The organism is Streptococcus orisratti DSM 15617 (genome assembly GCF_000380105.1).
Taxonomy (GTDB): Bacteria; Bacillota; Bacilli; order Lactobacillales; family Streptococcaceae; genus Streptococcus; species Streptococcus orisratti.
In genome coordinates this window covers 20,025-41,831 of the sequence record NZ_KB904461.1, presented here as the reverse complement: position 1 = coordinate 41,831, position 21,807 = coordinate 20,025, and the positions used below count along the sequence as shown (strand labels likewise).

Sequence of the window (21,807 nt, the reverse complement as noted above, 5' to 3'; positions counted from 1 at the left end):
GAAAATTTCTTAGAGACAAACTCACTTCCTTCCAATTAGAAACCTACATTGCCAAACATTTATCCATCATCCGATCTGACCCAATCGAACCTTCCAAAGAAAGATAAAAAGCAAGGTACCTGTAAGCTTCACTTATAGAGTAACATAATAGTTGAAAAATAGGGTTAAAAAACCTCCTTTTTGTGCGCCATAAATACAAAAACTATTCCCGTTTTGTCATGAACTGCTCGGACGGGAATAGTTTCTTTAATTGGTCAAATGCTTAACTTAATGACATTGGATCTGTGCCCAGCCTTTTTTCTTGTTTACAAGTTTCTGAAGAGGACTTATTCAACAGTGATAATGACCCTTTGGTAGGCCTTCAATGGGATATCACCATCATCTTGAACTTCCAGAATGATATGGAAGGTATCACCAGACTTGGCATTTTTCGGAATAGTGAAGGTCATTTTTTCTGTATCCGCACCACTGAGTTCAACAGGGTCCACTACTTCACCCTTATCCAGTTGACGAGTCCATCCTAAGGACAAACCATATTCTTCGTTAATAGCCTCAACTGCCTTGCTCTTACCGGTATATTCTTGGTAAGAATCTGCTTCAAAGTAGCGCCACCATTTATAGGTCAACTCGTCCTTATCCGGGTCACTGGCTTGGGCTGTTAAGGCTACCTTGTCCCCAGCCTGGGCAGTAAGCTCAGTCCCTTCCTTGACGGTGGCAGTTGGATTGTGGTTGGCATCTTCATAGTTTTCTGCCACTCCCCAGTCCGCACGGGCTGCAAAGTCGTTATTGATGTCCGTCAGCCAACGGGTCAAGGTGTATTGTGACTCAAATTGCTTGGTGTAGGGGTTGTAATCCAGGACTGTGTTTTGTAGGAGGCTATCATTGGTTCGTCCGAATCGTCCACCCCAGCCTCCGTACTCTGGATAAGCCACATTATTGAGCCCATTTTGAAGGAGGAAGAAGTATGATGGGGAATCCCCTTCGGAGATGAAGTCATACTGCTGATACTGGGGATTGTTTTTCAGGTAGTCTTCGGAGCCCCGCTGTTCCTCTGGCAACTCGCCCCCAATGAGATTCCCATCTCCCATCGAGGCGTAGAGGTCCATCAGGGGACCATTGTTATCCAGGATGTTTGCCTTCTGCCAATCTGCCAGAAGGGTCTCATTGACTGCATCGGGGTTAGCTTGCCAGAGATAGGCAAAGTACCAGAAGTTGGACTGGTCATTGATGACTTTAAGGTCAGGCCAAGATTTTGCAATGTAGTTACTATAGCTATCATCTTGGTCAAGGATGATGTAGAGAACCAGTTTCTGATTGATTTTTTCTTGAATCTCTTCCCAGTCTTCTGTGTCCTTGTACTTTTCCTCAATGGATTTCAGGGCCCTGGCAGTGGTATTGGTGCCACCCCAAGTTTGAACATAGAGGGTGCGCTCATCATCGTCCAAAAAGAGGTCCATCAGAAATTCTGATCCTTCTGTCTCCTCTTCCATTTCTCCAACATTTGAAATATTGCCAATCTTGGTGATCTGGCGGATACTGTCAGCTGTCGGATAGCCTTCGGCATGCTTGGCGAGATTTGGCTGGATTTCTTCATAGGCATCAATCATCTCATAAATCCAGTCGGTTCCTGTCCAGCGAAATGGTTCGATACCCTTTTCTTCATCACCTGCATAATGGTAGGTCGAGCTTGTGATGACAATTCCTGCCAGGTCCATCTCATTGGCATAATAGAAATAGCGAATCATAGAGTTCATGTCATCGACTTCACCATCTGTGGTGATGACCGTTCTGTATTTTTCTCTTATTTCTGACGAAGTTTCATTTGTTGAGTCATTTGCCAACTGATTGCTACAAGCTGCTATAGCAAGACAGCCCAATCCAACAATTCCCATCCTGATAACCTGTTTCCAATTCATATCCTACCTCCTCTTATTCCGCATACTTGGCATCGATGACGGAACTAAACCAGCGTCCATTTAGAACGGTTTTGTTGAGCTCATCCTTGATGGCGGTTGACAAAGTCGCATCAGCTTCCATCTTAGCTAAGATGTCTTCTGCCGTTTCCTTGTCGCTGGACATTTCTATCTTGACCTTCTCCAGGTCCGCATCCATGCTCAGCACCTCTTGGTTGGACGCCGTCCAGGCCTCCCATTTTGGCAGGTCATCCCCGTTTGGATCACCTGTGGTCACAAAATTTTTGAGGTAGGCCTTGAAATCCTTGCTCAACTCTTTGGCACCTGCCGATTCAAAGTCATCCCCAATAAAGGTTGCATAGTTGGACGGGGTTTGCAGGAGGGGTTCAAAAATACCATGGAAGGCACCCAGTAGGCCAGCTACCGTTGGAGCTGAAGTACCATCGTCACCAAAAGAAATTTGGCTAATATAGATAGAGGAACTGTATTTGCCATCCATGAGTCGAGCACTTTCAACTGTATTAGATAGGCGATAGAGCTCACCGCCATAGGTTTCTGCATAGGTAAATTCCTTGAACAGGTTTTCATCCTTAAAGAGACTACCATCGCTCACAGAAGTCGAGAAACGTTTGTCAAAGGCTGTAAAGAGAGAGAACTCGCTGGTTCCAGTGACCAAAAGCAAAGGAACATCATTGTATTTCTTGGTTTTAAAGCCTTCCTTTGGAATAACCACTCCATCCTTGTAGAGATGAGGGAATACTAACATGCGGATTGCCGCATTGCCCATAAGTGGTGCCAGTCGATCTGCCGAAATGGAATAGAGGTAATCCTCGACATCCTTGTCACTGGTCAGTAACCACTCCTTGGCCGCAGCTTCATCCGCCTTCACCCCGTCTTCGACAACCAGCGGAGCTAGGGCAGTCGCAAAAATTTCCTGACTTTCGGCTTCATCTGCTAGTGTCATGCCTCCACTGAAAGAAATGGCCTTATGGTATTTGCCCTTAAAGAGGGGAGAAATAAGGGTGGCCATAACATCTCGTCCGCCCGCTGAAAAACCAGCTAGGGTCACATTGTTCTTATCCCCACCAAAGACCTCAATATTCTCTTGCACCCAATCCAGGGCTGCCGCAATATCCAAGAGGGTAAAATTACCTGATTTTTCTAAATCAGTTCCAGTCTTCAAGGCCTCCAAGGGGTTAAACCCTAGAGCCCCTAAACGGTAATTGACAGACACATAGACCGCATTAACATCCTTGACAAAGGTATTTCCCTTGATTTCTTGGGCGTGGCCTGTCTGGTTGTTGCCCCCATGCAAGAAGACAATAACGGGCAGACCTGCCTCTGTCGTATCGGGCCGTACCAAATCCAGATTTAAGTCCCCTTCAGAACCGACCACTTCTCCATTAGAAAATTGAACGAACTTCTCACCGGCCTTAGTCGCATCAAAGGTCTTTTTCCAAGCTTTAACGGTCTGTGGTTCCTTCCAACGCAAATCCCCGACAGGGGCAGCTGCATAGGGAACGCCTAGCCATTCCAAGACCCCATTTTCCTGGTCTTGCTTGCCCTTGACCTGACCACTGGCGATGGTTTGAGTGACTTCATTCTTAAAGGTGACAGCTTCTTTTTTGGTCTGGCTACATGCCGCTAAAAAGAGTAGCAGGACCAAACTGAGCCAATAGAACAGTTTCTTTTTCATATGTTTCTAATCCTTTCTTTGAAAAACACCAACAGTATTAACTAAAAACGAAACCTCCTTTCATAGATGAGTATCTATCTAACAAAAACAGAAAAGGAGCCGGGGAGTATTTCCCTAGCCCCTTTGATGCCTTATCAAAGTTAACAATCATTATTTAACAGCGGTTAATAGGTAGTCGCCTACATTGACGCGTGCTTCTTGAGTTGTCAAAACATCGTCATAATCTGCTGAATTTGTCACAATAACCGGAGAGATGATAGGAAGATTTGCATCACGAATAGTTGCCAAATCAAATTCAATCATTTTTTGACCCGCTTCTACTTTATCACCAACTTCAACAAATTTCTTGAAACCTTTACCAGCAAGAGATACAGTATCCATACCAATATGAATAAGGATTTCTGCACCGTTTTCTGTACGTATGCCAACAGCATGTCCTGTTGGAAATACAAGAGTAATTTCACCATTTACAGGCGCAACAACTGTACCATCAGCAGGCTTAATGGCAATCCCTTTGCCCATAGCCCCTGAGGCGAAGACTTCATCAGGGACATTTTCAAGTTTAACCACTTCACCAATCATTGGGCTAGCAATGATTTCTTGCTTGATTACTTTCAAATTAGCAGCTGGTGCCTCTGTTTTTTCATCAGCTGATACAGTTTTAGGACCACCGTAAAGATAAGGAATTTTAGTGAATTGTGTAAGAACAAAACCAAGAACAAATGATGCAGCAATAGCAATCAAATAGTAGATAAGGTTCATTGAGTTTTTAGCATTGATAAATGATGGAATTGAGAAAAGCCCCATACCACCCATAACATACATTTTGACATCCATCAGACCAAGGAATGCACCTTGAATAGCACCAGCAACACAAGTCATGATGAATGGCGTACGCATTGGAAGGGTAATACCATAAATCGCAGGTTCAGTAACACCGAAGAGGGCTGAGATAAGGGCTGGAATAGCTAATTCACGAACTTTTTCTTCTTTAGTACGCAACATAATGTTAAGCAAAGCACCTGCTTGTGAGAAACAAATCGCAATTGACGCGACAAGGAGTGTGCCTGAAGGATTTTGTTGTAATTCAAGAATAGCAAGTGGAACAAGTCCCCAGTGAAGACCGAACATAACCAATACTTGCCAGGCAGCACCAAGGATAAGTCCGTAAAGGATTGGGCTGATACCATAAATGCTTGTAAAGAGCGTACCAACTAAATCACTTGCATAGTTCATGACAGGACCAATAGCTAAGTAAGCAAGTGGAACTGTAAGCAAGAGAACACAGAAAGGAACGACAAAGACCTTAACCACATCCGGAATAACCTTCTTAAAGAAATGTTCAATCTTTGAACCAACCCAGACTGTCAAGATGATTGGGAGTACAGTTGAAAGGTAGCTTGAAGTTGGGAAGATAACTGGAAGACCTAAGAATTTCACACCGCCCTTAGCAAAGCTAGCCGCAATGTCAGGATATACCAAAGCAAAGCCAAGAGCGAGCGCTGTAAATTGATCCATCTTGAAACGTCTAGCTGATGTAATAGCCAAGACTAGCGGTAAGAATTGGAATAGTCCGTCACCAGCAGCATTCAAAATGATGTAGAGGCCATCAGTCTTGGCAACGCCAACAGCTACTAGTATAGCAACAATCCCTTTAATCATACCTGCTGCAGAAAGCACGCCTAGCATTGGCTGGAATAACCCAGAAACCAACGCTATGAAACGGTCAAAGAGATTACCTTGAGGAACATCTCCTTCATCTACATCAATACCGCCTTCTCCTTGGATACCAGCAACCTTGAGAACGGTATCATAAACATCCGGCACGTGGTTACCAATAACAACTTGATATTGTCCACCAGCCTTAACAACTGTTACAACACCATCGCGTTGTTTAAGGTAATCATCATCAGCCTTGCTTTCATCTTTCAAGGTGAAACGAAGACGTGTAACACAATGCACTAATTTGACAATGTTGTCTTTTCCACCAACATGGGCAACAATGTCCTGTGCTAATTCAGTATAATCTTTAGCCATTTTATGGCTCCTTTCTTTTTACCTGGTTTTATCAAAACAAAAAACCTAAACAAATACCAAAGTGTACACCACTTCCTCAAAATGGAAACGTCTGTACATTCTCGTATTTATCTAGGTTTTGCCTGCTTACCAGTAACAATCCTTATGTTTATATTATAGCAGAACATTTCAAAATTGCAAGCGCTTTTATAAAAAATTTTAATCTTCAGTAAAAAATTGTAACTGACCTAAATTTACCAAATTGTAACTGAAAGTTCTATAATGAAATTAGCCACTTAAAAATTTAAAAACCTCAGAAAAAACTGAGGTACAAAATCGAGTCAAGGACATCTGAGTTTGATTTTTAAAGAAAGAATAAAACGGTTCTATCTCTAGACTACTGGTTTAATGCAGGGCTTTAATACACTTGCCATTTTTCTGCAAAATTAAGGACTTTTCACTTACTAGCCTCAAGTCTTTGAATATGAATTGTCAGATAAACCTGCTCATCACGACTCATTGGAAAGTCAAAGCGTGACTCTACATAATCCTTGATACGTTGCGTACAGATAAAAGCTTCAGGATAGTTTAGTTTGACTTGTTCGTAAAGAAAACTATCATTTTTCCCTTGAACAGAGCCATTCAAAACGCGCTGAACAAAATATCTGACATGCGTGACAAAGCGATTATAACTTACGGATTCCTCATCAAAAGATGTTCCATAATAAAGCCGAACAATATCTAAATTATCAGCAACCGTCTTTGACAGTTGATAATTTTTCTCCACCATACCCGCATCTTTTTCAGCATTGATGAAATGCAGAGCTATCGAGGCTGCTTCGTCTTCAGGTAAGCATACCCCTAATTTCTTATTAAGTATTTCAATGGCATCTTTAGCCAACTGAAATTCTTTTGGAAAGAACTTGCGCACCTCCCACCCCAATGGGTTGTCAATCGTTAATTTATCTTTAAGGCGAATGAGCGTGAAATGCAAATGATCTGCCAAAGAAATATAAAGAGATGTTTCGAAAGTCACTCCCAACCCCTCTTGAGCATGTTTGATAATATCAAAAACAGCCTCAATCTCTTCATTACTAAGATCTACATAAACCCTAGACAACTCATTAGCAATATTACTATCTTCTAGGACAAATTTCTTTTCAATCTTTGAAAGATCTAACTCATCTCCTACTTTTTTCTGAAAGCCTAGCCCCTTGCCCATAACAATAGCCTCTTCCCCGCTGTCTTCTCTAATTTGGACAACATTGTTATTGTAGACCTTGTCAATTTTCATTCTAGTCCTCCTACAAATGAGATATAAATAACCTAGATACACCGAAAAATCAGTCCAAAGACTTCATCGAGTATCTAGGTTTTGCCTGCTTATCAGTAACAATCCTCTTCCACATAATTGTATCAAAAAGCAGGATAAAATGAAAGGGGATACAAGATATTTTATAGATGGATTTTTTAATCTTACATTAACAGTTTTCTGACAGTGTCAATCTCAGGTTCATTTACAACTAGAAAAATGGTGTTCCCTGCTGTCAAACGTGTATTTCCTGTAACAACTTCTGCTTGTTTATGATGAACTTGTGTCGTGATGAGAACATTTTTGGGGAGAGTTAATTCTTTAACATATTTACCAGCTATTTTATCTGAAACTGTGAGTTCAATCAAGGTCGGTTCAATGACCTCACGATTAGATGGGAGGGTCATTTTAGCAAGCATGGCTTCATAAATTGGTTCTCCTTTACAAATGTCCATTGTCAGATAGGAAACCAGAGTTACCACACCGATGGCCATCAATTGGCGAAGATCTCCAACCATCTCTGTCACTAAAATCATTGCCGTTAGCGGAGCTTTTGATATAGCACCGAAGTAACCTGCCATACCAAGCACAATAAACAAAGGGAGGATGCTGGCATCAAGCAACCGCATATTTTCAAAAAAGAGAGCAAAAGATAATCCTGCCAAAGCACCGAGGGTCAAAATCGGAAGAAAAATTCCTCCCGGAAGACCGCTACCGTAGGAAATCATACTCCAGACAAACCGTATGATAAAAAACAGCAAGGCAATTTCCAAAGTAAGGTGACTATCTGATAAAGAAGTGATGATACTGTTACCCCCACCTAGAAGTTGTGGGAAAAAATAAGCAATAGGCAAGGTTAAGACAACCGCGATAAGACCATAAAAATACGATGGTAGACGCAACATTTTCCCCAGTTTATCATAAAAATTACCAACATTTAGAATGACAATCTCATAGATATAACCCAAAACACCCAAAAAAATACCCAATAATAGAAAAATCCAATATTGTTTAAGTTCAAGAGAAGGAAGATTTCCTGGCATAGCCAAAACAGGCGTCAAACCAAAAATATTAAGTGAAATAAAATTTGCAACTAAACTAGCAACTAATGCTGTCACCCAAACAAGACTTGAAAAGTGATGATAAACTTCTTCCACGACAAAGAGTAAGCCAGCAATTGGTGCATTAAAGGCGGCAGACAAGCCTGCTGCTGCACCACCTGCTATCAAAACACGTTTTTCAACACGACTTGCTTCTAAAAAGTGTGCCAAACCTTTAGCAGTCATAGCTCCCAATTGAATGCTTGGACCTTCACGTCCCAACATAAGTCCCATAGAAATGGCAAGAATACCACCTACAAATTTTTTCCAGAGGACACTCAACCAATTAGGGTGAAGTAAGCCTTTCAATTCCCCCTCAACATGAGGAATCCCCGAACCTTTAATATCAGAGTCTGACTTAATGAGAATACCAATAAAGATGACACACATCAAACTAATTGCAGCAAGAGGCAATAGCAAGAGAGGATTGGACTGAGCTTGATGATAAAAAGACTTAACTTGTTCGAAAATTAGCTCAATAAATAGTCTAAAAAGACTAACAACGACACCAGAGGCAATACCGATAAGAATGCCTCGCCAAACGAAATTTAAAATGGAACCAGTAGCAAACTGGAATTCCTCATGATGATTATGCATAATATCTCCATTTTTGCCTTGCGGTAAGAAATCTAGAACATAAAAGACAATGTTATACTCAATGAAAATCAAAAGTAGCCTAGGAAACGAAGCCGACGATAGAACTTGAGTTCATCAAGGCAAGTTGACAACGGATAATTTTGATTTTCGAAGAGTATTAGAACTTCTATCACTCTTTCTCCCTCTATTGTACCAAAACTCATACTAAGTTTCGAGGAGATTTTTATAAATTCAAAAGAGCCTAAACCGCAGAAGATCTTTGTTTGACCTCCTATATGCAGTCCCTTAGACTCTTTTAGACTATACTATTTTCGGTACATCTTGAATTGAAGATAGAGGTCATTATATATACCTAACCATTTCTCACCTAGATTATCATAAACCTCGAGATTAGCAATGGTTTTTTCAGAAGGATAAAAAGCTTTATCATTTTTAATGTCATCTGGTAACAAGGCTTTAGCGGCTTTATTTGGTGTTGCATAACCAATATATTCAGCATTTTGTGCAGCATTCTTAGGATCCAACATAAAGCTAATGAAAGCATAAGCTTCTTTCTTATGTTTTACTGTTTTTGGAATAACAAGATTGTCAAACCAAAGATTAGAACCCTCACTCGGTACCACATAGCGCAAATCTTCATTTGAACTCAGCATTTCACTAGCTTCGCCTGAAAAAGTGACACCGATGGCTGCATCACCTTGAATCATATACCCCTTCATTTCATCACCGACAATAGCCTTGATATTAGGAGTTAAACTATTTAGTTTTTGTTCTACTTCTTCTAGACGCTCGTAATTTTTAGTATTTAAACTATATCCTAAAGTATTTAGACCTAACCCCATAATCTCACGCGCACCATCAACCAACATGATATCATTTCGGTATTCTTCTCGCCATAAATCCTTCCAGTGTTCTGGTGCTTGTTTGACCATTGTTGTGTTGTAAACAATTCCGACTGTTCCCCAAAAATATGGAATGGAATAATCATTTTTGGGATCAAAACTCAGTCCTAAGAATTCATCCCCTATATTATCCAAGCCACTGATTTGTGATTTGTCCAGTTTAACCAAAAGATTTTCCTTAATCATCTTATCAATCATGTAATCAGAAGGAACAGCGATATCATAGGTAGTTCCGCCTTGCTTAATCTTAGTGTACATAGCTTCGTTGGAATCAAAGGTCTCATATTGGACTTCAATACCTGTCTCTTTAGTAAACTTGGTTAAAAGTTCAGGATCAATGTAATCTCCCCAATTGTAAATCACCAACTTATCAGACTGACTTCCGGAACTTGAACTCTTTTGCAAATAAAAAGCAAAGCAAAATAAAATGAGAATGATGGCAACAACCCCTGCCACAAAAGAATAAAGTTTACGCATGCTTTTCCTCCTTCTCCTGTGAAATAAAATAGTAGCCAATCACCAACAAGACACTAAATAAGAAGACAATAGTAGATAAAGCATTGATTTCTAAAGAAATTCCTTTACGTGCTCGTGAGTAAATTTCAACAGATAGGGTTGAAAAGCCATTCCCAGTGACAAAGAAAGTGACTGCAAAATCATCCAATGAATAGGTAAAGGCCATAAAGAAGCCTGAAATAATTCCTGGGGTTAGATAGGGGAGCATAACCTCACGCAACATCTGCCAAGTGCTTGCACCTAAATCATAAGCCGCTTTAATCATATCATCATTCATCTCTTTGAGACGGGGCAATACCATAAGCACCACAATTGGAATTGAAAAGGCAACGTGACTGAGTAGTACTGATAGGAAACCGAGCTGGAACCCTAGAAAACCTAGCATCGTGAACAAAATAAGGAAACTAGCACCAATCATAACATCAGGGGAAACTAGTAAGACATTATTCAGAGATAAAAGAGCATTCTGATATTTTGATTTAGTTTGATAAATAAAAATCGTTCCGAAAGTACCAATAATAGTTGCAATTAAGGCACTCAAGAAGGCTAAAAAGAATGTCTGTACCAAAATCAACATGAGACGACTATCTTCGAACATTGTTTGGTAATGTTCCAAAGTAAACCCTGTAAAGCCATTCATATCACCAGCAGAATTGAAAGAGTAAAAAATCAAATAAGCAATTGGAACATAAAGGATAACAAAGACAAGAGTCAAATATAAATTTGCAATTTTTTTCATTTTTGTCTCTCCTTCGTTAGCCACATGGTTGCTAGCATTGCCATAATTAAAATCACACCAATCGTTGACCCCATTCCCCAGTTTTGTGTTGTGAGAAAATGTTGCTCAATAGCGGTTCCAAGCGTAATCACTCGATTTCCTCCAATTAAACGGGTCAGCATAAAGAGACTTAAACTAGGAATGAAAACAGACTGAACCCCACTTCTGACACCATTTAGAGATAGTGGAAAAATCACTCTGGTAAAGGTTTGTGCATCGGTTGCTCCTAAGTCATAACTGGCATTGATGACGTTGTCATCAATATCGTCGAGTGCATTAAAAATTGGCAAGAGCATAAAAGGAATCTCAATATAGGAGGCAACAAAAATGAAAGAAAAATCCGTAAATAAAATTTGCTTTGGCCCGATACCAACAAATTCTAAAAAGGCATTGACACCACCTTGATGACCAAAAATCCCCATAAAAGCGTAAGCCTTTAACAAGAGATTAACCCAAGTAGGTAAAACAATCAACATCAACAACAGTTGCTTGTGTTTGAGTTTTGTCAATAAATAAGCAGCTGGGTAACTAATAATAAGTGTCACCAAGGTAATAACTCCGGCATAAATTATGGAATTAAAACTCATACGAAGGTAGGTCCATGAACTAAAGAAAGTCGCATAGTTAGCAAGAGTAAAGTGACCTTGAATATCAAAAAACGATTGATAAAGCAAGAGGAACAAGGGTGCAACAACAAATAAAGCAATCCAAAGTAGATAGGGTACAGAGAACAGACTAGAGGTTTTCTTCATGTCTCTCCTCCTCAATGGCATTAATCAGACCATCTTCATGCTCTTCAATTTCCACATATTCTTCAATACGCGCATCAAACTCTTCTTCAGTCTCATTGAGACGCATGATATGAATATCTTCTGGGGTAAAATTCAACCCAATAACCTCACCCTCAATAGCCTTACGCGTAGAATGGATCATCCATTCGTTGCCTAATTCATCGTAGGCGATAATTTCATAGTGAACCCCCCGAAAAAGCTGCGTGTCAACCTTGACTTGCAATTTACCTTCTTCTGGCAGCGTAATCTGCAAATCCTCAGGACGAATGACAATTTCAACTGGTTCATTGGGACGCATCCCACCATCAACCGCCTCAAAACGTTTGCCGTTAAATTCTACCAAATAATCTTTAATCATTTTACCGGACAGAATATTAGATTCCCCGATAAAATTTGCTACAAAATGGTTAATTGGTTCATCATAGATATCAACAGGTGTCCCCGATTGAACAATTTCCCCCTCATTCATGACAAAAATCCAGTCTGACATCGCCAAGGCTTCTTCTTGATCATGTGTGACAAAAACAAAAGTGATTCCAAGACGTTGCTGTAACTCTCGCAATTCGTACTGCATTTCCGTTCGTAGTTTTAAATCAAGAGCCGATAGCGGTTCATCCAAGAGAACAACACGCGGTTGATTAATAATGGCACGTGCAATCGCTACACGCTGACGCTGACCACCTGATAATTTTTGAATAGGACGTTTCTCAAACCCTTCCAATTGCACCATTTTCAGAGCTTCTTTTACTCGGATTTCAATTTCCTTTTTGTCTACCTTTTTTAGTTTTAAAGCAAAAGCGACATTTTCAAAAACATTCATATGTGGAAAAAGAGCATAATTTTGAAAAACAGTGTGGACATCGCGTTTATTGGTTGGGACATCATTGATTCGTTTGCCATCCAGATAAACATCACCCGATGAAGCGTCTAAGAGACCAGCAATGATATTTAAAATAGTGGACTTTCCACTACCTGAAGCACCTAGAAGGGTGTAAAATTTCCCTTCTTCCAGTTCAAAATTAATGTTTTTCAAAACAACGGTATCGTTATCTTCGAAAACTTTTGACACATTATTAAATGCAATGATTGGATTAGTCAATTCTCATAAAACCTCTATATTCTATTTTTAACAAGGGGGTCACATCTTCAAGAAAGGAAAGTTCACATGCTTACACCTTGTTGAACAAGCAGTAACCTTTATAACCTTAGATGAGCACATCTATTCATTAGACTTGTCAGAAAGCTTTTCTCCAATAATTCGAACTTCTGGCTCTAAACGAATACCAGAATGAGCTTCGACAGCCTCAATGACATAAGTAATTAAATCTTCATAATCTTTAGCACAGCCGTCAGCGACATTAACCATAAAACCAGCATGTTTTTTACTCACTTCAACGCCACCGATACGGTAACCTTTTAAGTTGGCTTCACTAATCAGCTGACCAGCAAAATGACCAAGTGGTCGCTTAAATACAGATCCGCACGACGGATATTCTAGGGGTTGTTTTAATTCACGCAGATGGGTCAAGCGAGCCATCTCTTGACTGATTTTGACATAATCCCCCGCCCTAAGAGCAAATTTAGCAGAAATAACCACATCTCCTGTATCTTGAACAACCGAATGGCGGTAGCCAAATTTCATATCGCGTCCTTCAATGGTTTTGATATTTCCTTCTTTAGTCAACACTTGGGCAGAAATCAAAATGTGAGCAATCTCACCACCGTAGGCTCCAGCATTCATAAAGACAGCTCCACCAATGCTACCAGGAATGCCACAGGCAAATTCAAAGCCAGTTAAACTATGGAATTTTGCAACACGGGTCGTCTCAATCAGATTGGCTCCTGCTTCTGCTTCAATAACATAACCGTCAACTGTCACTCCATTGAGCTTATCAAACATAATGACAAAGCCACGGATACCCCCATCTCGCACAATAATATTACTAGCGTTTCCCAAAACCATCCAAGGTAGGCTATGAGCATTTGCAAACTTGACAATCCGAGACAGCTCATAGCGATTTCTAGGAAAGGCCAAATAGTCTACTGGGCCTCCTACTTTTGTATAGGTGTACTTTTTTAGAGGTTCAGCAACACGAATGTCAATTCCCTTTAACTCTTCATTTAAAAAATTAATCATGATTTCTTTCCAAACTTTTCAATACTAAAAAATCGGCACAAAGCCGATTATAATTATATCAAAAAACACAAGATTTGACGATAGGAATTCTAAACTTTTACAATGTGACTGGTGTCCAGTTGGAGTAATTTTTCAGAGAGTTTTTCTCCCTTAACTCTTAAGTCTGGATCAAGTTCCAAAAGAGGCACCAGAACAAAAGCCCGCTGAGTCATGTAGGGATGAGGGATTTTGAGTACTTCCGTATCAATGACTTCCTCACCAAAAAGCAGGATGTCAATATCCAAGGTTCTTGGCCCCCAATGTTGATGCCGAACACGGTCGAGTTCCTTTTCTATTCTTTGACAATGGCCGAGCAATTCTTGCGATTTAAGCTGTGTTTCAAGTTCACAACAGAGGTTGAAAAAATCATCTTGATCTGTCAGACCCCAAGCTGGTGTTTCATAGAGTGAGGACACCTCAATAAGTTGTGTTCTCGGCAGCTTTGATAAGGCGGTAATTGCTCTATTCAGATAGTCTCGTCTGTCTCCAATATTTGAACCCAAACTTAAATACACGCGTGTCATCGACTACGCTCCAATTCAACTCCTACCGCATCATAATGTCCCTTAATCGGAGGATTTTCTTTGGTAATACGAAGAGTGATAACTTGTACAGCAGCAAATTGTTCAAAAATATCCTCACAAATAGCACCAGCTAAACGTTCAATCAGTTTGTATTTTTTCCCTTCTACCTGACGTTGAATCGTCTCAAAAACCATCCCATAGTGTACCGTGTCTTCCAAGTCATCTGTCTGTGCTGCTTTTTCTAAATCCACCTGTAAAGTACAATCAATGACAAAAATTTGACCTAAGGTCTGTTCCTCAACAAAAGCACCGTGATAACCATAAAAACGGCAACCTTTCAAAATAATCTTGTCCATTTCCGTCTCCTAAATTAATTGGCTAATAACCTTAACAATGTCGCGGTTAAGATCAACATTATGAACGCGAACGATCTGACATCCTTTACTGATAGCCCAAGCAGAAAGAGCCGCTGTCCCCATATCTCTCTCCAAAGCGGCAGTATCGCCTCCAAGAAGATAGTCCACTACACGTTTACGAGAAATACCAAAAAGGACAGGATAACCTAGCTGACAAACCTTATCTAGCCCTTTAAGTAAGTCTATATTTTGCTCAACATTTTTGGCAAAACCAAAGCCAGGATCAATCCAAATATTTTCCCTAGCAACTCCAGCTTCTAATGCAGCTTGAGCTCGTTTATTCAAAAAGTCGCAGACTTCTAACGTGATATTTTGATAACTCTCCTCATCTTGGTTGTGCATTAAAATGATAGGAACATTTTTTTCAGCCGCTAAGGCCAACATCTGACCATCATAGAGTCCCGCCCAAACATCATTAAGAATATCAGCTCCAGCTTCTAATGCAGCACGTGCAGTTTCTGTTTTATAAGTGTCAATACTGACCAAGACATCAAAGCGCTCCTTAATCGCCTTGATAACAGGAACTACACGTGTAATCTCTTCCTCTGTCTCTACAAAAGTGTATCCAGGTCGTGTTGATTCTCCACCAACATCAATAATTTTGGCACCTTCTTCTACCATTTTAGCAACCTGTGCCAAAGCCTGTTCAATCTCAGTGTAATGCCCCCCATCAGAAAAAGAATCAGGTGTCACGTTCAAAACACCCATAATACAAGCATTTCCTGAAATATCATGTTTTCCAATTTTCATAGTTTCTCCTTACTTCTCACGAATTAAAGATAGTATCTCCTTACGTTCTTCACGATTATCTTTGAAAATACCTCTAGCAACTGTTGTAACAGTTTTACTACCAGGCTTTTTGATACCGCGCATGGTCATGCACATATGCTCTGCTTCCAACATGACAAAAACACCTTTAGGCTGCAAGGCCTCTTCAAGAGCATCCGCAACCTGAGCATTGAGACGCTCTTGAAGTTGAGGACGTTTGCTAGCAACTTCAACGGCTCGTGCTAGCTTGCTCAGACCAGTGACGCGACCATCACTTGGCAGATAGGCAACATGGGCCACACCATAAAATGGCACAAGATGATGTTCACACATAGAATAAAAAGGAATATCCTTGACCAAGACAACCTCGTCATGATTTTCAGTAAAAACAGCAGTAAATTGATCCTTAGGATCCTCATTTAGTCCTGAAAACATTTCTTGGTACATTTTTGCGACACGTTTAGGAGTCTCAATAAGCCCCTCTCGTTCAGGATTTTCTCCCAAAGCCTCTAACAACTGATAGATAGCTTGTTCCAGTTTTTCTTGATTGTTCGTCATATTTTGTAATCTCATTTCTCTTTATTCTGTCTTGGCTGTCTTGAGAGAAGTTCTTGCCTCACTTGCGAGATAAAATAAAGCGATCCTGTAATGATATAAAAATCTTTTTCACTCTGCTCATCTATCTCATCCAACCAATCTTGCCACTTTTCAACTCTGTGGTAACCTTTTGGATAGTCAGTCAAGTTGAGGGCAGTTGGGTAATCAAAACTCGTCACCTGGACAGGGGCTACTTGACTAAGAATGGACAGCATACTATCGACTGGCTTAGTGTTAATAGCCGCTAGGAGGATGTGGATGTTCTTATCTTTATAAGATTTCAAAACATCAACCAATGCAGTAATGCTCTCATTATTGTGTGCTCCATCAATCATGACATTTGGTGCCATCAGTTCTGTTCGCCCTGCCCATTTGGTTTGCAAAAGTCCCTGTCTTATGGCTTTTTCATCAACTTTTGGATAATCTTCCGACAAGAGCAAAGCTGCAGTGATGACTAGACTAGCATTGCTAACCTGATGTTCTCCTTTCATTAAAAGACGAACATTCGTCATTCGAACCGTCTGGCTGGTATAATCAAATCCTCCTTTGTGTAAGGTGACATGAAAGTCTTTGTTTAAGCGGTAAGTTTGACTTTTATTTTGTTGAGCATTTTTTTCAAATACTTCAACGACATCCTCACGTTCACTGGCATAAATAAATGGAACGCCTTCTTTGAGAACACCAACTTTTTGCGCAGCAATTTCTTTATATGTCTTGCCAAGGACAGCTTGATGATCCAATCCGATAGATGGGCAAATAACTGCTAGAGCTTTAAAAACATTGGTAGAATCATATATTCCCCCCATACCTGCCTCAATAAAAGCAATATCAACTGGGTGCTGGTGACCAAAATATTCAAACATTAAAACAGTGATAACTTCAAATTCCGTTGCCGCTTCAAAGTCAGGCATTTTATCTAAAGCATCCACAATCGGTTTAACCTTTTCAACCAATGTTACAAAATCAGGCTCGGAAATCATCTCACCATCAATGCTGATACGTTCTCTAAAGTCAACAATATAAGGTGAGGTAAATGTCCCAACATGATAGCCAGCTTGACTGAAAATATGTTGTAAGTAACTGGTTGTTGAACCTTTACCATTTGTTCCGACAATATGAACAGCAGACAAATTATTCTGCGGATTGCCAAGTTCATTTAACATCCAGAGCATACGTTCCAAGCCTGGTTTAATACCAAATTTTAAACGACTATGTATCCAATTCAAGCATTCTTGATAATTCATGATGACACTTCTTTCAAAAACAGATTAGTTCTATTATACCACAGGAAAGAGACTAGAAACTAACTAAGCTGACTTTTATCCTTGTATTCAAATATTAGTTTTATTAATCAACAATCTCCAAAGGATAAAGGCCACGAACAGCGTTACAAGCATACACTTGTTGTGCTTTCTTTAGATCTTCTCTAGTCAATAAAACTTCTTTGACCTTACCGCTTTTGATGAGATAGTTTCGATAAATTCCTTCTAAAAGCCCCACTTTAGCAGGCGGCGTCAACCATTCCCCATCAATCTCTAAAATGAGATTTGCAATAGAAGTTTCTTGAAGATAGCCTTCTGGAGAAATAAAGATTTGGTCACTACCCTGTGTAGAAATATGCGGCCGATAAGATGTCTTGAAAAAAGTGAATGGTTGGTCAAGCAACACTTTTCGCTCCACAAGCTTTGCTTTCAAAAATGTTTTGGGGAGATCTGCAAGTTCTTCAGTATCAAGGTGCAACTGCCCAGATTTCTCAAGTCTGATTCGCATACGATAGTTTTGCTGCTTATCAAGTCCTTTCAATGCCTCCTCAATATTTCTTCTTGCCTTATCTTTATCAAATGAATAGTTAAAATAGTCGCTTGATTCTAAAAGACGTTGCAAATGCTCCTCTAAAAACGTAAGCTTTCCCTCACAAATTTTTCCAGTTGTTATCAGGTCAAATTGTTTTTGCTGCCTATAAAGTATAGCACTCTTTTGACATGTTTCTTCGTATTCATCTTGCCATTGACTATCCCAGGTAATGCCGCCACCTACTCCATAAATAGCCTGACTACGATAAATCTGCAAGGTTCGTATAGCAACATTAAAAATGCAATCTCCGTTTGGTAGGCAGATTCCCACCGTTCCACAGTAAACACCACGCGGTTCATTCTCTAGACGATAAATGGTGTCCATTGTGGATAATTTGGGTGCACCTGTGATAGAACCACAGGGAAATAGAGCTGTAAAAACATCTACCAAATCCGTATCAGTTTTTAAATGACTTTCAATGGTTGATGTCATCTGCCAGACCGTTGAATAGCGCTCAAGCTGACAAAGTTTAGTGACCGTAACGCTACCAATCTCAGAAATACGGCCCATATCGTTTCTCAGCAAATCCACAATCATCATATTTTCTGCACGGTTTTTGACATCCTGTTCTAGCCAATTTCTTTGAGCTAAATCTTCAGAACTATTTTTCCCGCGTTTGGTCGTTCCTTTCATCGGACGTGTTCTCAACACGCGTTGCTTTTTCTCAAAAAATAATTCTGGACTAGCCGAAACCACCGCAAAATCATCGTGCGCTACATAAATATTGTAAGCTGCCCCTTGCTCAACAACAAGTCTATTGTAAATAGCAAAGCTGTCTGTTTCTACTTCACTTTTCAACTGAACCGTGTAATTTACTTGATAGGTATTTCCATGCCTAATCTGATGATGAATTTCTGAAATAGCTTCCTCATAAACTTTTTTGCTAGTCAAATTATCCCAGTGCTTTGGCATTACAACATCATTGTAGGTTAAAGGAAATATATCTTGAACAGCGGTCTCATGGACAGTAAAATAAGCACAATACTCACCTGACAACTGCCTTTGGTGAACCTGACATTTAGGCTCGAAAGCCTTACTGGCTTCGTAAGAAAGGTAACCAACTACATAATACCCTTGTTTTTGATAGCTTTCTACTTTCCTTAAGACAGGAACAACTTCCTCTAAACGCTCTGCGATTAACTCACGTAAGGGATTTTTAAAAACCAAACGCTGTCCCAAATCTTTGAAATCAACAACAGTTTGTTTGTGCATTCTTTCTCCTCATCAGAAAACCCTTGACCAAAATCAAGAGTTCTTTTTTCATTTCATATACTTATTCAAAGTAAAAGTCACTTGTTAGCCATTCTAAAACTAGTTAGAACGCCCTTCATAGAAGATGAAAACTAGATTTTAAAAATTCTTAAAAATCAATCTTCTACAATAACACCGTTAGTATCCACACGCAAAGAGCATACTTGTCCATCTAACTGCAATGCCTTTAGACCTGCTAAAATGGTTTCTTCTTTGTCCTTGCTAGCCAAAACCATTACTGTTGGACCAGCACCAGACAAATACGTTGCATAGGCACCTTCTTTTTTGGCTAGAGCTTTAATTGGTGAAAACTCCTTAACTAACTGTTGACGGAAACGTTCATGGAAAAGGTCGCCCTGAATAGCTTGACCTGCTTTCACTAAGTCTCCTGTCAATAGCGCAGCGATTGCCACATTAGCAACTGAAGAAGCCGCAACAGCTTCTTTATAGCTGAGTTCACTAGGGAGGACACCACGACTATCACTCGTCTTTAGCTCATAATTCGGAATAAAGGCAATAAAAGCTGTTTCTGGAAAATCAGCCACAATGCTACTGACTTTCTGATTCAGATAACTAGAGATAACCAGATTCCCAAAAATAGCTGGCGCAACATTATCTGGATGACCTTCAATTTCAGTTGCAATTGCTAATTTTTCATCAGCTGTCAAGTTCAAATTTGCCAACTGATTAGCGAGTTCAATACCCGCTACAATAACAGAACTTGATGAGCCTAGTCCTCTAGCCAAGGGCACATCAGAGATCATCTTAATCCGATGTGGTTGTATAGTTGACGTGACCCGAAGTGCTGTTTTAATCAAAAGATTGGAGGCATCGGTTGGAATATTTTCTCCCAAGTCATGCTCAATAAACCAATCTTTAGATGGCTCCATAATCACAATTTCAAGGTATTTTGAAAGAGCAACACCAACTGAGTCAAAACCAGGACCAATATTGGCAGACGTTGCAGGTACAATAATTTTCATGAGTTTCTCCTAAGTCACAGAAAATTCCTTTTATCTAATCAAACTAATCACCTAAAACTTTAAGGGTATTCACCACTTGAAAATCTTCAACTGCGTTCAACTTAGCAATCACTGACTCAAGCTGCGTTTTGCTGAGTTCATGGGTAATAATAACAACACGGGCTTCTTCACCGTTTGCTTTTTGTTGTAAAACTTGTTCAAATGAAATATCTTCTGTATTAAAAATTTCAGCTAGACGAAGAATTTGACCACTCTTATCAGGAACATTGATAGCAAAATAATATTTAGCGAAAACATCTGCTGAATCAGCCAATCTTGTTTCACGAGCAAATTCATTGAATGCTTTACCAACATTACCATCACTCAAGCGACGGGCAATACGAATAATATCAGCCACTACAGAGGTTGCAGTAGGCTTTTGACCTGCTCCTGGGCCGTAGTACATAGACTCACCGATACCAATAGACTCAACAAAGACTGCATTCATAACACCATTAACACTAGCAAGAGGATGATTTTCTGGAAGGAAGGTAGGAGCCACTTCTGCTGAAATTCCTGAAGCAACTTCACGAATATCTCCGACCAATTTAATGACATAGCCTAATTCTTGCGCTACTGCTACATCATCTGGTGTAATGGTTGTAATTCCTTTGTGAGAGACTTGATCAAAGTCTACAGTCATTCCAAAACCAAATTGGCTGAGAATGACAGCCTTATAAGCTGCATCAATCCCTTCTACATCATTTGTTGGATCGCTTTCAGCGTAACCAAGTTCCTGAGCAGTTCTAAGTGCAGCCTCGTAAGTCCAACCTTCGTCAACCATCTTGGTCATCATAAAATTCGATGTTCCATTAAGTACCCCCAAGATACGAGTAACCTTGTCAGATGTCAGTGAATTTGCCAAAGTGCGTAAAATTGGAATGCCACCAGCAACCGCAGCTTCGTAGTAAAAGGCAACACCTTTAGCTTGCGCTAGAGAAATCAACTCTTTCCCATGTGTCGCAATCAAATCTTTATTTGCCGAGACCACATTTTTGCCAGCTTCAAGCGCTTTGGTAATAAAGGTACGAGCAGGCTCAATACGTCCCATCAATTCAACAACAATCTGAATATCGGCATCATTCAAAATCTCATCAACATTTGTTACAAAATGATAGTCATGACCAGCTGCTATTAAGCGATTTTTTTCATCCTCATCTTTGACCAGTACCTTAGCAATTTCAAGGTCATTGTGAGCAGCTGCAATAATTTTTTCCGCATTTTCTTTTAAAAGAAAGGGAATGCCACTTGCAACTGTACCAAAACCAAGTAAACCAATTTTAATAGACATGTAAAATTCCTCAATTCAACTATTTTTAATGGAAAAGCTGAGAGACTCTTCCATTCCAAAAATAAAAACATTTTTTCCATTATACCAAAAATTATTCAGAATTTACAGAAAAATAACATATTTTAGATAAGAATATCCCTATTAATAAACTTTTATGGTTAAAAATGATACAATAGAAAAAGGTAGTAATCATTTTCTAATCATACTCAATGAAAACCAAAGTTATAAATAAGAAATATAAGCATAGATAAAATTGAAGTTCATCAAATCACGTCAATAATAAATTT

Annotated in this window: 18 protein-coding genes and 1 pseudogene; 1 reads left to right on the top strand and 18 read right to left on the bottom strand. The window is 39.7% G+C overall.

The features are described 5' to 3' along the window. A pseudogene (locus A3I7_RS14035) lies at nucleotides 1–148 on the top strand (IS4 family transposase); the annotation flags it as partial. A gap of 178 nt (nucleotides 149–326) precedes the next feature. Here the strand turns inward: A3I7_RS14035 and A3I7_RS0104695 are convergent. The 18 genes from A3I7_RS0104695 to A3I7_RS0104610 all read right to left on the bottom strand — a co-directional run bounded on the left by A3I7_RS0104695 (nucleotide 327) and on the right by A3I7_RS0104610 (nucleotide 21,520). Then, nucleotides 327–1,916, bottom strand: coding sequence for a DUF1593 domain-containing protein (locus tag A3I7_RS0104695; protein WP_018375624.1), 1,590 nt, complete (start codon nucleotides 1,914–1,916; stop codon nucleotides 327–329). Nucleotides 1,917–1,929: 13 nt separating this feature from the next. Further along, nucleotides 1,930–3,609, bottom strand: a complete 1,680-nt coding sequence (locus A3I7_RS0104690) for a carboxylesterase family protein (RefSeq protein ID WP_018375623.1) — start codon at nucleotides 3,607–3,609, stop codon at nucleotides 1,930–1,932. Nucleotides 3,610–3,759: 150 nt separating this feature from the next. Further along, complete coding sequence (locus A3I7_RS0104685; RefSeq protein ID WP_018375622.1) at nucleotides 3,760–5,646, bottom strand: beta-glucoside-specific PTS transporter subunit IIABC; 1,887 nt, start codon at nucleotides 5,644–5,646, stop codon at nucleotides 3,760–3,762. 436 nt (nucleotides 5,647–6,082) lie between these two features. After that, complete coding sequence (licT, locus tag A3I7_RS0104680) at nucleotides 6,083–6,919, bottom strand: BglG family transcription antiterminator LicT (RefSeq protein ID WP_018375621.1); 837 nt, start codon at nucleotides 6,917–6,919, stop codon at nucleotides 6,083–6,085. Nucleotides 6,920–7,101: 182 nt separating this feature from the next. Beyond that, nucleotides 7,102–8,634, bottom strand: a complete 1,533-nt coding sequence (locus tag A3I7_RS0104675; RefSeq protein ID WP_018375620.1) for a ClC family H(+)/Cl(-) exchange transporter — start codon at nucleotides 8,632–8,634, stop codon at nucleotides 7,102–7,104. Between the two features lie 305 nt (nucleotides 8,635–8,939). Then, a complete protein-coding gene (locus tag A3I7_RS0104670) occupies nucleotides 8,940–10,013 on the bottom strand; it encodes an ABC transporter substrate-binding protein (protein WP_018375619.1) in 1,074 nt (357 codons plus the stop codon). Continuing rightward, the gene (locus A3I7_RS0104665) at nucleotides 10,006–10,791 is read right to left on the bottom strand and encodes an ABC transporter permease (RefSeq protein WP_018375618.1); all 786 of its coding nucleotides are present in this window, start codon (nucleotides 10,789–10,791) and stop codon (nucleotides 10,006–10,008) included. The genes A3I7_RS0104670 and A3I7_RS0104665 overlap by 8 nt, the downstream gene beginning before the upstream one ends. Beyond that, nucleotides 10,788–11,582, bottom strand: coding sequence for an ABC transporter permease (locus A3I7_RS0104660; RefSeq protein ID WP_018375617.1), 795 nt, complete (start codon nucleotides 11,580–11,582; stop codon nucleotides 10,788–10,790). Before A3I7_RS0104660 ends, A3I7_RS0104665 begins: the two co-directional genes overlap by 4 nt. Further along, a complete protein-coding gene (locus tag A3I7_RS0104655; RefSeq protein ID WP_018375616.1) occupies nucleotides 11,566–12,720 on the bottom strand; it encodes an ABC transporter ATP-binding protein in 1,155 nt (384 codons plus the stop codon). The genes A3I7_RS0104660 and A3I7_RS0104655 overlap by 17 nt, the downstream gene beginning before the upstream one ends. Before the next feature lie 120 nt (nucleotides 12,721–12,840). After that, nucleotides 12,841–13,758: a UDP-N-acetylmuramate dehydrogenase gene (gene murB / locus A3I7_RS0104650; protein ID WP_018375615.1), complete on the bottom strand. Its 918-nt coding sequence runs from the start codon at nucleotides 13,756–13,758 to the stop codon at nucleotides 12,841–12,843. A gap of 89 nt (nucleotides 13,759–13,847) precedes the next feature. Beyond that, the gene (gene folK, locus A3I7_RS0104645; protein ID WP_018375614.1) at nucleotides 13,848–14,321 is read right to left on the bottom strand and encodes a 2-amino-4-hydroxy-6-hydroxymethyldihydropteridine diphosphokinase; all 474 of its coding nucleotides are present in this window, start codon (nucleotides 14,319–14,321) and stop codon (nucleotides 13,848–13,850) included. Then, nucleotides 14,318–14,677, bottom strand: coding sequence for a dihydroneopterin aldolase (gene folB / locus A3I7_RS0104640; RefSeq protein WP_018375613.1), 360 nt, complete (start codon nucleotides 14,675–14,677; stop codon nucleotides 14,318–14,320). Before folB ends, folK begins: the two co-directional genes overlap by 4 nt. A gap of 9 nt (nucleotides 14,678–14,686) precedes the next feature. After that, entirely contained in the window at nucleotides 14,687–15,487 is an 801-nt protein-coding gene (gene folP / locus A3I7_RS0104635) for a dihydropteroate synthase (protein ID WP_018375612.1), read from the bottom strand. A gap of 9 nt (nucleotides 15,488–15,496) precedes the next feature. Continuing rightward, on the bottom strand, nucleotides 15,497–16,063 hold the full coding sequence (folE, locus tag A3I7_RS0104630; protein WP_033418568.1) for a GTP cyclohydrolase I FolE: 567 nt from the start codon (nucleotides 16,061–16,063) through the stop codon (nucleotides 15,497–15,499). 11 nt (nucleotides 16,064–16,074) lie between these two features. After that, a complete protein-coding gene (locus tag A3I7_RS0104625) occupies nucleotides 16,075–17,346 on the bottom strand; it encodes a bifunctional folylpolyglutamate synthase/dihydrofolate synthase (RefSeq protein ID WP_018375610.1) in 1,272 nt (423 codons plus the stop codon). Nucleotides 17,347–17,449: 103 nt separating this feature from the next. Continuing rightward, nucleotides 17,450–19,168: an aminodeoxychorismate synthase component I gene (gene pabB, locus A3I7_RS0104620; RefSeq protein WP_018375609.1), complete on the bottom strand. Its 1,719-nt coding sequence runs from the start codon at nucleotides 19,166–19,168 to the stop codon at nucleotides 17,450–17,452. Nucleotides 19,169–19,323: 155 nt separating this feature from the next. Further along, the gene (gene thrB, locus A3I7_RS0104615; RefSeq protein ID WP_018375608.1) at nucleotides 19,324–20,190 is read right to left on the bottom strand and encodes a homoserine kinase; all 867 of its coding nucleotides are present in this window, start codon (nucleotides 20,188–20,190) and stop codon (nucleotides 19,324–19,326) included. Between the two features lie 43 nt (nucleotides 20,191–20,233). Continuing rightward, entirely contained in the window at nucleotides 20,234–21,520 is a 1,287-nt protein-coding gene (locus A3I7_RS0104610; protein ID WP_018375607.1) for a homoserine dehydrogenase, read from the bottom strand. Nucleotides 21,521–21,807: the final 287 nt, after the last annotated feature.

Bases quoted from the DNA above. Each gene is read 5' to 3' on its own strand.
- folB (WP_018375613.1), bottom strand. From the start codon at position 14,677: ATGGACAAGATTATTTTGAAAGGTTGCCGTTTTTATGGTTATCACGGT.
- thrB (WP_018375608.1), bottom strand. From the start codon at position 20,190: ATGAAAATTATTGTACCTGCAACGTCTGCCAATATTGGTCCTGGTTTT.
- A3I7_RS0104675 (WP_018375620.1), bottom strand. From the start codon at position 8,634: ATGCATAATCATCATGAGGAATTCCAGTTTGCTACTGGTTCCATTTTA.
- folP (WP_018375612.1), bottom strand. From the start codon at position 15,487: ATGAAAATTGGAAAACATGATATTTCAGGAAATGCTTGTATTATGGGT.
- A3I7_RS0104670 (WP_018375619.1), bottom strand. From the start codon at position 10,013: ATGCGTAAACTTTATTCTTTTGTGGCAGGGGTTGTTGCCATCATTCTC.
- pabB (WP_018375609.1), bottom strand. From the start codon at position 19,168: ATGCACAAACAAACTGTTGTTGATTTCAAAGATTTGGGACAGCGTTTG.
- A3I7_RS0104610 (WP_018375607.1), bottom strand. From the start codon at position 21,520: ATGTCTATTAAAATTGGTTTACTTGGTTTTGGTACAGTTGCAAGTGGC.
- murB (WP_018375615.1), bottom strand. From the start codon at position 13,758: ATGATTAATTTTTTAAATGAAGAGTTAAAGGGAATTGACATTCGTGTT.
- licT (WP_018375621.1), bottom strand. From the start codon at position 6,919: ATGAAAATTGACAAGGTCTACAATAACAATGTTGTCCAAATTAGAGAA.
- A3I7_RS0104665 (WP_018375618.1), bottom strand. From the start codon at position 10,791: ATGAAAAAAATTGCAAATTTATATTTGACTCTTGTCTTTGTTATCCTT.
- folE (WP_033418568.1), bottom strand. From the start codon at position 16,063: ATGACGAACAATCAAGAAAAACTGGAACAAGCTATCTATCAGTTGTTA.
- A3I7_RS0104660 (WP_018375617.1), bottom strand. From the start codon at position 11,582: ATGAAGAAAACCTCTAGTCTGTTCTCTGTACCCTATCTACTTTGGATT.
- A3I7_RS0104695 (WP_018375624.1), bottom strand. From the start codon at position 1,916: ATGAATTGGAAACAGGTTATCAGGATGGGAATTGTTGGATTGGGCTGT.
- A3I7_RS0104690 (WP_018375623.1), bottom strand. From the start codon at position 3,609: ATGAAAAAGAAACTGTTCTATTGGCTCAGTTTGGTCCTGCTACTCTTT.
- A3I7_RS0104685 (WP_018375622.1), bottom strand. From the start codon at position 5,646: ATGGCTAAAGATTATACTGAATTAGCACAGGACATTGTTGCCCATGTT.
- A3I7_RS0104625 (WP_018375610.1), bottom strand. From the start codon at position 17,346: ATGAATTATCAAGAATGCTTGAATTGGATACATAGTCGTTTAAAATTT.
- folK (WP_018375614.1), bottom strand. From the start codon at position 14,321: ATGACACGCGTGTATTTAAGTTTGGGTTCAAATATTGGAGACAGACGA.